Raw genomic sequence first — 13,584 nt, forward strand, 5'->3', positions numbered from 1 at the left:
CAAAGGTTAGGAACTGAACAATTGTTAAAATATTAAACGTAACTTATATATATGGGTAAACTCAATGTAATCTCCCACTTTTACGGGCACGGTTTGGCTTTCAGCAGTTTGCTGTCTATTTCCCACTATTCCCTTATTGTACAAAATACTACCGGTTGAATTCTTTACTGTAATACTTGCATACGTATTATTAAAGTAAGAATGTGGTACGCCCGCTTCTAAATTCACCTGCATTTTCTCTGTTGTCTTATTATAATCTACTTTTGCGATTTCTCTATCACTATATCCTTTTAATGACCACCCAAAATGATTTCCATCTAAAACCGTTGTTTCTGGCATTTTTTCTACTTTCTTCAAGCCTTCTTTTGTAACTTGATATCTTGCTGTTTTTCCAATGGTTTCATTTTTGTTATTTTCAAGGTTAATTAAAATTGCTCGCGTTTTTTCCTTTGTTGCTTCTCCTTCTATATGGGTAAATTCAATGTAATCCCCTACCTTGACGGGCACAGTTTGGCTTTCAGCATTTTGTTGTTTATTTCCCACGATCTCCTTATTGTACAGAACGTTACCAGAAGAATTCTGGACCTTAATACTCGCATACGTACTAGCAAAATAGGAATGTGGTACACCTGCTTCTAGTTTTACCTTCATCTCTTCTACCGTTTTATCATAATCTACTTTTGCAATTTCTCTATCACTATATCCTTTTAATGACCATGCAAACTTGTTTCCTTCTAAAATTGTTGCTTCTGGCATTTTTTCTACTTTCTTCAGGCCTTCCTTTGTAACTTCGTATATGGCTTTTTTTCCAAAGCTCTCTTGTTTACTATTATCTACATTTGTAAGAGTAGCTCTATGTACACCTTCTAGATGTGTTAACTCTATATAATCGCCTACTTTGACTGGAACTTTTTGCGATTCAGCATTTTGCTGCTTGTTTCCATAAATCTCTTTGTTATAGACCACTTTACCTGATGTGTTTTGCACTTTAATACTTGCATATGTACTATCAAAGTAGTCATGTGGTACACCTGCTTTTAGATCAATTTGCATTTCTTCTGTTGATTTATTTAAATTTACTTTCGCAAATTCAAAATCTCCAATCCCTTTCAGCGACCATGCAAATTCATTACCTTCAAAAATGTTTGGAGACTCATTTTTGATTTGTACCTTTTTCTCAACAGTTTGATCAAATATATCCGTTAATACAATCTTTGCATAAGCATTTGTTGGTAATGATATAGATTGACTGATTACATTTTGATAGGATTTAATATCATTAATTACGTTAATAGGTTGGCCCGTCATATTTTCATTGTTATAAATTTCAATTTTCCCCTTAAATTGCGGTGTACTATTTTCTTTTAGTTTCCAAGATACATTTAATTTTTCATTTTCATAATATATAGATTGGATATCAAAATCTAGTTTTCCTATTTCAGGTTGAGTAGGTTGATTTAGCGTGAATATTTTTCCTGACCCAATAGTAGACTGCGTATTACCTCCTGCTTTGACCCATACATATTCTGAAGTAGATCCTCCATCATATTGATAAGTATTATCATGCGTCCCAGAAATACTTTGATTATTCCAAGAACTCCATTGTTTATCAACTAATTTTCGGCTATAACCATTTTTTAGGCGCGCTTCTCGAACATTCTGTCCACTATCAGCCCAGTCTTCTTGAAACATTCCTAATCCATGATTAAATGCAACATTAGCAACCGGAAAGTCCATAATTGCAATTTGATGCCATTTATTCTTTGTTACATCTTTCATCCATTGTCCAAATTTAGTATGACCATTTTCTTGCCATGAACGCATTGTCATTGTGTACCAATTGTAGTCTTTCCAACCATAAGTTGTTTGAACCTTCATTCCTGTTCCTTCTCCTCCAAAGGGTCCAGCTTGCGAATTCGGAGATAAGTATTCGGCCTTTATTGCTTCTTTAGAGGAAATTGGATCCCATAAGGCAAAATGTAAAGTACGTTTTCCATTTTCATCAAACCCACTTTGTTGTTGAAAACCAGCATATCCTCCAGCTTCACCACCTGCATTCCAGTTGTGTACAGCCCAGTACGTATAAGGTGGAGTCTGAACTGGTGACCAGTCTATACTAATAATATCTGAGGCAGGTATATTTTGGGGACTCACATAAACTGCTGGAGCAGCTGAATGTGTTGCAGCTTTAGTGTGCGAAATAGACGTTCCAAACATAGAAAACATGCTACATGCTGCGGTCATTATAATAACTTTATTAAATCTTTTCTTCGTTTTCTGACTAATCACTAATCTACATCCTTTTCTAATTTTTATTATTGAATAATAACTTAGTAGAGAAATCTATCAAAATTCAAACAACATCCAGTAAATCTTTAAAATACTGCCCCAATTTTATGTTGTTCTATCTTCACATCTGATTCTTACATGTTATTTGATTGTAAGTGGTTTCCATAAAGATAACGCAAATATCCAATTCGGGTCACCATTTCCTTGATGATTTTGAACCGCTTCATACACTGTCCCTTGATGTTCTACTTTATCGCCCTTTGTATATGCCTTCTTTGGATCCCATTTTTCATAAGATATATTTTGATCTTTGGTTTTTACCGGAAGAATTTCACTTTGAATTGATGTATTTCCAGCTGCATCTACAGCCTTCACTGCATATTTATATTCCTTATTAGCTGTTAAGTTTTGATCAACAAATGTCGTTCCTTGTACGGTTTGAATCAATTGTCCATCACGTAATACCTGATATTCTTTTACACCTATATTATCTGTAGAAGGATTCCATTTTAGCTCTACACTGTTAGAAGTAAGATTGTTTGCATATAATCCTTGTGGCTGTGTGGGAGCTTCTGTATCTGGTTTCGGATTAACAATTTGATTTACTTTTTTCAGGCCATCCTTTGTAACTTCATACATTACTTTTTTATCAAGACTTTCACGTTTATTATTATCTAAATTTATTAATGTTGCCCTCTCTCCGCCTTCTAAATGTGTAAGCTCAATAAAATCGCCGGTCTTTACTGAAACTTTTTGTGTTCCAGCATTTTGCTGTTTATTCCCATAAAACTCCTTGTTATATACTACTTTACCTGATGTGTTTTGCACTTTAATACTTGCATATGTACTATTAAAGTAGTTATGTGGTACACCTGCTTTTAGATCAATTTGCATTTCTTCTGTTGATTTATTTAAATTTATTTTTGCGAATTCAAAATCTCCAATCCCTTTCAGCGACCATGCAAACTGGTTTCCTTCTAATATATTATTTACATTAGGCATATCTGGTTTAATTGGATTAGAATCCGTACCCTTCCAAATCTCTGCTGTTAAAATTGGATATCCTAATACAGCTACTTTTTGAATGGTATCGTTATTTGGACGTAATCCCCACTTCTCAAAGAAAGGAATCAAATTTTGTTTGGCTACTTTTGATGCTGAAATCATAAATAATTGTTTTTTATTTTCATCAGTTTGTGGAAGTTCACTTGAAGGCATGTCTCTATACAATTGATGCAATTTAGGATAGAAATCCTCACCATACGCTAACTGTAGTTGCCAAAGCATAACAAGCTTTACAAAAACATCGCTAATTTCATCATAATTTTTATTCACTTGCTCTAGATATTGAAATGCTTTTGGATAAATTCCACTTTTCTCTAAGTTGGATGGTTGATTAAATGCTTTTTCTACAGAAAGGCTGTATATATTATTTTGTACTTCTGTCATATTATAAAACTTCCAGGGCGATTGTTGTCTCAAATGTCCTGCCTCATGCCAAGGGCCCCAGCCATCTGTTATAAATTTATTAATATCTAACACGTATTGGATTGCATCTCCTACATATGCTGTTCGATAAGAAGTTGCATACATATAATAATCAGGAGAATGATTTTCTTCTACGTAATGAACATAATGTTTATCTACTTGTTCTTCAGATAATCCAGCTACTTTGTCTTGAATTCGAGTAGCTTCATCCATCTTTTTTAAGAGTTGTACAGGATCTGTATTAGAACCCAACAAATATTTCTTAACACGTGCAGGGCTGGCCGTAATTAATACACGTTCTCCTTTTAACTCCACTGCATGTGCATTAGGATACTGGTCCAGCATGTTTATTAAATCTTGTTTCGTATGCTTTCCTAGTTCAAAGAAAGGCGTAGTCGTTCCACCTGTTGTAATTGTTGTTCGAATGCTATCTCCTTGTTGTTTATTATAAAAATAAATCATCCCCCCATTTGGAGATTGGATTGTGTTTATACCAGGTTTTAATGTAAATGATTTTATCTTAGAATCTTCTCTCCAAGAAGCATCATACGAATACGTTCCAATATATACCTGAATATCTTGATTACCTTCTACATTAATCGTTATTTGTTCATTTGGCTTTGCATATAAACCAGTTGGTTCGTACGGACTAAATGCCATACTTTTTCTTTCCTGTTGTTTTAATACCTCAACATCCCCTTTTCCTGGGACTGTAAATGTTCTATTTTCTGATTTAACTGACTTTTCACTTTGCAGTGATGTCGATAAATTTTTTTGCTGCTCCTTTTGCTCTGCAAAGACATCTGATGAAGAAATCATTCCAGTCGCAAGCATAGTTACTGTAGCAGTAGCTGCAAGTATTTTTCTAGTTTTATATTTTGAATTATTCCCCATATTATCTCCCTCATTTTTCCTTAGTACTCTTAAGGATTTTTTGTTTTCTTCTTCATGTTTTTACAATCAAAACTATTCATACTATTTAAGTTGTGTCTATTACTCTATATTTTTTCATAAATATCTCCTTTTCTTTATTTATTATTGTATATAAATGTTATTTGATGACACATTAAATAACAACTTTACGATAAACTCATCGATAACAGCCTATTATGTTTTGATTCTGTATTCTAAACTTCCATCTAATTGGAGAAATACACCCAATTGGAGAAATAAGTAAATAATTTTCAGCATTTAAGGGTTCGGATCTCACAAAAAAATTCATAAAACTTTTTTCACTTTAAAGGTTAATACAATTGCAACCACATTTGTTTAAGCCTCCACCTTTTTTGAAAAAAAAGCATCTAATTCCATTTGAATTAGATGCTTACATTTAGTCCTTAGGACAAATATTCTAAACTATTTATGTACTTGTAAATCTTTTTTTATTACTTCCCAGAGTGAATTATCTTGACGCATTGGTTTACCCTCTTCATCCCATTTTATTTTTCCTGTTCCCAATTCATAATCCATCCCTGTCCATGTGTCTTCACGAAATGCATAGAATGATTTATGCCAACCTTTTTGGTTGAAGATAGAAATAAGATCTTGCATGTATTGGGTAGCTCCTGGAACAGTACGGTTAATTCCAAACTCCTCTGCAATAATTCGATTAGATGATACATGATTTTTCTTAGACCATTGTTGGATTGGCTTCAAAAATTGCTCTAATCCCTGCTTATTCCACATTACAGGTTTCTCTAAATCTCCTACTTTTACTAATCCTGGATATTGATACTCCTTATTTTGTTTTTCACCTTGACTCGTTAATTCATATGGTTCATACATATGAAATGCATATAGGGTTTTTTTATCATTTACTGGTTTTAAATATTTAAAGGCCCATGGAGTAGCATATAAACCTGAATCTAAAATAATCGGTGTTTCTTGGTCTACTTCACGAATGGAATTGATTACTTTTTGATAAAATCTGTTTAAATCCGCTGTCGTTCCCTTCACTTTTGCATACCATTTCTCATAATCTTCCGTCCAAAAATCATTATATCTATTATTTTTAGCTGTTTCTGGATGTGGTTCATTTATAATATTATAACCAACCACCGCGGGGTGATCTTTTAATTCCAAAGCAAGATCCTTCCAAAATTGACTTGCTTGTTCTTGATACTTCTCTTCTTCCCATATTCTGTCGTCATTCTTGTTATTATTAAATTGGCGCCATCGATCACCAGGTAAGGATAACATTGTAAGAACAACTTTCATTCCTTGTGATTGTGCGGCATCTAAATCCGCCTTTAATTTTTCGAAATCCTCCTTTACTAATCCCTGATAGTTATCTGCATTACCTATCAGAAAATCCTTTCCAGAAGTATCTGGTTTATCCTCAAATAGAAAATCTTTATCTTTTGCCCATTTATCAGGTGCTAAACGTACATATTCAATATTAGCTTCTTTTGCACTTTTATAGTTTTCAGGTAATGACGTACTATTCATGAAATTAGTACCCTTTCTTTTCGAATCCCAAAAACTAATTTTTGAATCGCCCTTGTGGTATGTATCAGCTCTTACATTCATTTCCTGTACTCCAAAACTCATCATGCCTAATAACGCAACAATTGGCAAAATTTTTTTCAAAACTTTTCCTTCTTTCTCTTTATATTTAACACACATAACATACCTTTGTTTTGTTACAGGAATATGGCAATTTCCCAAAAACTCCTTTTTAGTTTATAAGATCGCAGCGCATTCATAAAAATGAAAGAGATAATTAGAACATTACTTCATTTTCAAAGAAACAAAAAAGGAATCCTTTACGGATTCCTTTTTGCAATTCACTCTTTTTCAAATGGTACATTTTGCACCTATTTTTAGTATACCTTATAATTCCTATAAAATAAATAAGATTAAATGAAATTCACTTCAAATTGTGATAGAAAACATAATTAAGAAGCGCAGATAACTAAATATTATCCCTTTTATTAAATAAAAAAGATTAAATAATTCTCCCTCCAAACTAGGACCCCTTTACACTTTTTACAAATATTGTTATAATTAGATAAACCAGAGCATTACCCCATTAACAAAGGGACTCCATAATTGGAGTCCCTTTGTTAATTAGCTATTAAAAATGATAGCATGTGATTATTGTATAATTTCTTCCTTTTTTAGATCTGCATATTCTTCTACGAAATCCCATAAACCTTGCTTTTCGAAGTAAGAAATACTTTTTTCACTTCTTCTAAGAGTTTAATTGCTTCATCTTCATTAAGAGAACGTAAAATATTGAAATGATATACATACTCTTCATTTCCTAATTCCATACAAACTGCTAATCCTTTTTCAAATTGCTTTAAGAATATACAAGCTGTCCCTAATGCGTTTTCACAAGAAGCAATTTTCACCTCATATCCCATTAGCCCAAAATACCAGGAATATAGATACTTATTTTACTTTCAAAGGCTGAAACCTTGCTGCACAACTACTGAAAATAAACATAAGAAAGACGTTCAAATCCATATGGATAGAACGTCTTTTCACTTTACTTTATACAGATACTGATTTTTCACTTATTCATTTTGCATTGTACTTAAAAAATCGATAAATTCATCTTCATTTACAGGTTTACTGTAGTAATAGCCTTGAATTAGATAACATGCATTACGTTGCAACACTGTTAATTGTTCTTTCGTTTCTACCCCTTCTGCTATCACTTTCATGTTTAAAGTATGAGCAAGTGAAATAATGGTTTGTATAATTTCATCTCCATCAGTAAAAGTTCCGATCCTATTAACAAATTCTTTTGGAATTTTCAAAGTATCAATTGGATAAAGAGGCAAATACGCTAGTGAAGAATAACCTGTACCAAAATCGTCAATTGATAAATGTACACCATATGATTTTAATACTTTTAACTTCGATAAGGTTTCTTTTTCATCTACCATTGCTATTCGCTCTGTTAATTCCAAATCAATTGAATTAGCAGGTACTCCTATCTCTTCTATGGTAGATATCATTGTTTGAACAAAATCTTTCTGTTCAAACTCTATAGCTGATAAATTTATCCCCATCTTTAGATTTGAATAGCCCGCAGAATACCATTCTTTCAGTTGTCGACACGCTTTCTGTAACGTCCACTTCCCAATTGAAATAATCTGCGCCGTTTCTTCTGCGATAGGTATAAACTCAAAAGGAGAAATCAGCCCAAGCTCTGGATGTTGCCAGCGTATTAAAGCCTCTGCACCAATAACCTTACCTGCCTTACTATCAATTTGTGGTTGATACAATAAAAACAACTCATTATTTTCAATTGCATTTGGTAAATCCTGTTCTAATCGTAATCGACGAGTTACTTTTTGTGATAATGTCTCGTCATACATACAAACAGCATTGTTACCTTTTTCCTTTGCGCTATACATAGCGATATCAGCGTGTTGTAAAAGTGTAGTAGTATTTATTCCTCCAAATGGATACACTGCTATTCCTATACTAAGAGATAAGTAAAAACTATGCTGATTTACTACAAATGGTTCTTCAGTTATACGAAATAGAGTTTTACACAAATCCAATAGCTGTTGCTCTGTTTGGTTATGGACAATGATTGCAAACTCATCTCCACCTATTCTTGCTAGAGGAATAGTCGGTGACAGACATGTCCTAAAACGTTTGGCAACTTCTTTTAAAACTCTGTCACCAATCGAATGACCCAATGTATCATTAATGGTCTTAAAGCGATTTAAATCAATATACAGGAGCCCGAACTTATCCTGTGTTTTTTGTGCACGCTTAATGGATCTATCTAATTCTTGTTGGAAGAATATACGATTTCCAATCTCCGTCACCGTATCATGGAATGCAAGATAATTTATCTCATCCTGTTGTTGTTTCATCCTCGTTATGTCTTTTACCATTACATAACTCCCAAAGGTTTGTCCTTCTATCATAATAGGAACTATAGTGACATACCAAAAGAGGATATCCTTCTCATTGTTATTTTTCACACGTAACTGTAACGAAGATGAACTACATCGTTTCCCTTTCTTTATAGCCGATTCCAATTCAGATTTATCTTCATCTAAAAAAATAGAGAAGCACTCTTTCCCTATTAATGCAGCACTTTCTTTTCCTAATAACATACTTCCAGCCTGGTTTATATTTAATACGATACCATTTGAATCAATCGTTAAAATAGGATCTGGATGATACTCATATAAAGACTTAAATCTCTCTTGATTTTTTACCAAATCATTAGATTTGTTTATTAAATCCCGTGTTCTTTGAGTTACTGTTTGTTCTAATTGATTATTAAACACTTTTAAGGCCTCGGTTAAATCCTTGTTTTGCATTCGTACAATTGTATGACGAATCAGTACAAATACAAAAGCAATACAATTTCCCGTAATCAATGTAGCTGAAGAAGTTTGTTCTTTCAAAGTAAAGCCAATTAAGACTGCAACTGCAAGATAAGGAAATATGACAAGAAGTTTCTCTCCAAATGTTGGATTGACAATAAAATAATTTCTTTTAGAAGAAGTATTCTTTGGAATTGTAGCAGCAATAGCGATAAATAATAGGAAAACTCTATACAAACACCTTAATAATATAACTGAACGATCTGACAAATCATCTTGTAAGTAAAAATATAAGTAGTCCGTAATAGCCAATCCAGTTAATACTAGGATAAAAATAAACAATTTACTTTTTGCATTGAAAATAGCAGGTCGAAAGATTAGTGTAACTCCAAGTAATAGAAGCAATAAATCTATAATCGGAAAAATAAATGAAAGAAAAACATCTCCAATTGAAAAGAATAAGATATTTGCAGAAGGTTTATTAAATAGGTACCACTCTAATGTAAAAATAGCAGTAACAACAATGCATAAATCACAAAGTAAATACGCTTTCTCCCATTTGTTACATTCCATCATAATTTTATAAAAAAACGCAAAGAGAAAGAAAAATAAGAAAAACAACAAAAATACATCAGAGATACTAAAATTTTGTATTGGTAATTCTACATTAAGTACTTGAAAAGCAGATATGAAATTTCCTATCAGGAAACACCCTATCGCAATAATTATGCAAATCCAGAATACTCCTAACTTAATTTTTCTGGATAATATAGAATACAGTAATGAAATAAATACAGTAGTTTCAACAACTAAAGATGATAGCCGGATATTAAAATCTGATACGAAATAATGATTCGGAAGAACAAATAAAAATATACAGCAAAAGCTTATATAAGCTATTAAAGCCAATATCAATACATAAAATTGCACATATGCATGTTTACGCAATGGACTCACCTTCTTGAGTTTTTTCTATACTTTTATTAAGAAATGTCTTGATAGTGGCACAACTCCTACTAATTAAAATGTGTGCTACCTATTATCCATATTATGACCTTTTTAAAAGATTTTTTTCTACATACAACAGTCTTATTAACTTTTTGTAGATTTTTACAATTTCCAATACTGAGGATTCCAAAAAGGATCAGTTAAAAAATGTAGTTTTTCAAGTATTTGTGCATCGTAAATTTGGATTGTACAACTTATCTACTCTTTAAATATGAGATAAAATCTAATCCTCTATTGAATTATAGTTAGTTGCTAACTGTCACACTTAAAAAGGAATGAAAATATACTATCTTTAACATAGAAATTCGAATTAGTTTTCGAAACTAACTGTAACAATTATAGTTACAACTTAGATTGATGTCAATTTCATCTTTCCTCCTTACTCAAAGAATTATAAATAATCTAGGATTAGGTGAAGCTGATATTGCATCTCTCTAAAAAGAATGTTACTCTAAAAATAGAATTATGAAAGGAATGATGGATGAATAATGATTAACTAATTTATATTTTAAGTTGAATTTTATAACTTCAAACTACAAAATATAGGGTTAGTCTATCCATTTTTAAAATTCAGTTCATACTTTATTTGTCATGATTCAAATGATTAATAAGTACTTATTAAGTATAGACGAAAGACTAATCCTTCCGATTACAATTGGGGGATTTTTTTATTCCCGTTTATGTTAGTTGGAACTTATTAATTGTTAAATGTACCTAACAAATAAAGGAGCGAGAAAAATGAGTACTTCAGACACTATTGTTACACATGTAATGCTCTATATAAGTCGTTAATATCCATCAAACTTATATAGAGCAATTAAAAAATGGATGGATGTTCCGACTTTATACGAAACGTTTCGATATATAAAGGAGGAATTATTATGTCAATGATAAAAGTCCAAGATTTAACTTTTTCATACCCAGGTAGCTTTGATAATATTTTTGAAAGTGTAAACTTCCAAATAGATACGGATTGGAAGCTAGGATTTATCGGTAGAAACGGACGAGGTAAAACGACATTCTTTAATTTATTGTTAGGGAATTATGAGTATGGTGGGAAAATCCTTGCTTCGGTAGAATTCAATTACTTCCCCTACTCTGTTGCAGATAAGAACAAATTCACTCATGAAATCCTTGAAGAAATTTGTCCCCAAGCAGAAGATTGGGAATTTCTGCGTGAGATATCCTATTTAAATGTTGATGCTGAGGTCATATACAGACCATTTAAAACATTATCAAATGGGGAACAAACAAAGGTGTTGCTTGCTGCACTGTTTTTAAATGAGGGCCAATTCCTATTAATTGATGAACCAACAAATCATTTAGATACTGATGCACGAAAGATAGTCTCTGATTATCTAAGGAAGAAAAAAGGATTTATTTTAATTTCACATGACAGAATCTTTTTAGATGGGTGCGTTGACCATATCCTATCTATAAATAGAGCAAATATTGAAGTTCAGAGTGGTAACTATTCTTCTTGGAAGTTAAATTTTGATAGACAGCAAGAGCACGAAGAGGCTACAAATGAGCGTCTACAAAAAGACATAGGGAGATTAAAACAGTCTTCCAAGCGTTCAGCAAGTTGGTCTCATGATGTGGAAGCTTCAAAAAATGGAACGAGGAATTCAGGCTCTAAGTTGGATAAGGGGTTTGTAGGTCATAAAGCAGCCAAGATGATGAAAAGAGCAAAAAACCTTGAATCAAGACAACAAAAAGCTATTGAAGAAAAGTCAAAATTACTAAAAAATGTGGAGAAAACTGAGTCCTTAAAATTGGAACAATTACAATTTAAATCAAATGAATTGATTACTTTGGTTGATGTGTCCGTTAAGTACGATAACCAAATTGTGAATGATTCGATTAGCTTCATAGTTGAACAAGGTGACCGAATTGTACTTGATGGAACGAATGGGAGCGGAAAAAGTAGTATCCTAAAACTAATTCTAGGACATCCGATACAGCATACAGGCTTAGTTATTTTAGGTACAGGACTCATCATTTCCTATGTCCAACAAGATACTTCTCATTTAAGGGGATCGCTATCAGACTTTATTGAACAGCACAAGATTGATGAGACCTTATTTAAATCCATCCTACGTAAGATGGACTTTGACCGAATTCAATTTGAGAAAGATATATCTCATTATTCTGGTGGACAAAAGAAAAAACTGCTTATCGCTAAAAGCTTATGTGAAAAAGCTCATATATATATATGGGATGAACCACTAAATTTTATAGATATCTATTCCCGTATGCAAATCGAAGAGCTTATTCAACAATTTAATCCCACAATGGTTATTGTTGAGCATGATAAAGCATTTCAACAAACAGTTGCAACAAAAACTATATCTATGTAGCTCAAAACGAATATTTGAAAATATAATCAGCAAATTGAGTCATTGAATTATAAATACTTTAATGACGTGTTGAAAAAAGCCTAATTTCTCTACAATACATTGAGAAATTAGGCTTTAAATAGTAATAATAGAATTCATATACACTGAATAATTTACACGTTAGGTTTATCTGTTAATGCAGTAACAATCCTGTTCACTAAGTCTTCTGGCATCCATTCATGATTTGTATCATTCGTTTCATTTGGCCCTAAAGAATCAATAAACTTTTTAAACTTTGGAAATAAAACAATAGAAGTGATCCAATGTATCGTATGATTTATGGAGAAGAAATGAAAAACTCCTTGCTTTTCACCCTCCTGTAATATTTCTTTTAACTGTTCAAAATTACCTATGAAATACGGTTTAATCTTTTCTAATCGTGCACTTTCCTTAATAATCTCCTCATATGCCAATGATCCAATTTCAGGGTTCTCTTTTATATGTGTAGTAAAAACCGTTAAATATTCTCTAAGGGCATTGATAGGATCAAATTGATTCTTCTCAAGAAAATTGGGTAGCTCATTAGCAAGACCATATTTCTTAAACACCTCATAATATAGGTTTTCTTTCCCATTAAAATAGTAAGAGGCCATAGCAACATTCACTTTCGCTTCTTTTGCAATTTCTTGTATGCTCGTACCTTCGTAGCCACGCTCTCCAAATTTTTTCTTAGCAGCCTTTAAGATATTTTCCATCGTCTGCTCTCGAGATTTCCCCATTTCACACACCTCAAATAGTATATATTTCACTTCAAAAACCCAATAAGGACTTTGAATAGAGTATCTTTTTAATGAAATTTAATTATATATTTAAAGTGATAACTTAACAACCGATGAGGTTCTGATTACTTTAAACAATATCCCCTTGCGTAGCATCAATAGCTTTCAACTACTTTACGCTCTTTTCTAATTGAGTAAAAGAATAGACAAAAAACATCTAATTTCATCTTAATTTCGTGCGCGAATAAAAACATAATAAGGACCAAAGTTTATTTATTTTATAGATAAACTTTGGTCCTTTCGTTACATTATACAGATTTAAAATTGTAAATGTCAAGATGATCATGTACATTTTCACTTGTTTAAGCATGTACAAAT

Annotated in this window: 6 protein-coding genes and 1 pseudogene; 1 reads left to right on the plus strand and 6 read right to left on the minus strand. The window is 32.3% G+C overall.

The genetic code is table 11. From position 1 onward, the window contains the following. Positions 1 to 48: 48 nt before the first annotated feature. From ACODS7_RS28305 to ACODS7_RS28325, 5 genes and pseudogenes are all read right to left on the minus strand, one after another. Positions 49 to 2,289, minus strand: a pseudogene (locus ACODS7_RS28305) (putative mucin/carbohydrate-binding domain-containing protein); the annotation flags it as partial. A gap of 141 nt (positions 2,290 to 2,430) precedes the next feature. Next, the gene (locus ACODS7_RS28310; RefSeq protein WP_224979985.1) at positions 2,431 to 4,671 is read right to left on the minus strand and encodes a M60 family metallopeptidase; all 2,241 of its coding nucleotides are present in this window, start codon (positions 4,669 to 4,671) and stop codon (positions 2,431 to 2,433) included. Positions 4,672 to 5,133: 462 nt separating this feature from the next. Then, positions 5,134 to 6,402 carry a glycoside hydrolase family 5 protein gene (locus tag ACODS7_RS28315; protein WP_029442978.1) on the minus strand — a complete coding sequence of 423 codons (1,269 nt, stop codon included), beginning with the start codon at positions 6,400 to 6,402 and terminating at the stop codon, positions 5,134 to 5,136. A gap of 512 nt (positions 6,403 to 6,914) precedes the next feature. Continuing rightward, complete coding sequence (locus tag ACODS7_RS28320; RefSeq protein WP_042969022.1) at positions 6,915 to 7,145, minus strand: hypothetical protein; 231 nt, start codon at positions 7,143 to 7,145, stop codon at positions 6,915 to 6,917. Between the two features lie 153 nt (positions 7,146 to 7,298). Beyond that, positions 7,299 to 10,028 carry a sensor domain-containing protein gene (locus ACODS7_RS28325; protein WP_029442979.1) on the minus strand — a complete coding sequence of 910 codons (2,730 nt, stop codon included), beginning with the start codon at positions 10,026 to 10,028 and terminating at the stop codon, positions 7,299 to 7,301. A 941-nt stretch (positions 10,029 to 10,969) separates the two neighbouring features. On the opposite strand from ACODS7_RS28325, the gene ACODS7_RS28330 reads away from it, so the two are divergent. Continuing rightward, entirely contained in the window at positions 10,970 to 12,448 is a 1,479-nt protein-coding gene (locus tag ACODS7_RS28330; RefSeq protein ID WP_029442980.1) for an Lsa family ABC-F type ribosomal protection protein, read from the plus strand. A 152-nt stretch (positions 12,449 to 12,600) separates the two neighbouring features. On the opposite strand, the gene hlyIIR is transcribed toward ACODS7_RS28330, so the two are convergent. Further along, positions 12,601 to 13,206, minus strand: a complete 606-nt coding sequence (hlyIIR, locus tag ACODS7_RS28335; RefSeq protein WP_016080734.1) for a hemolysin II regulator HlyIIR — start codon at positions 13,204 to 13,206, stop codon at positions 12,601 to 12,603. Between the last annotated feature and the right edge of the window lie 378 nt (positions 13,207 to 13,584).

The sequence above is a fragment of the Bacillus sp. FG16 genome, assembly GCF_057809515.1.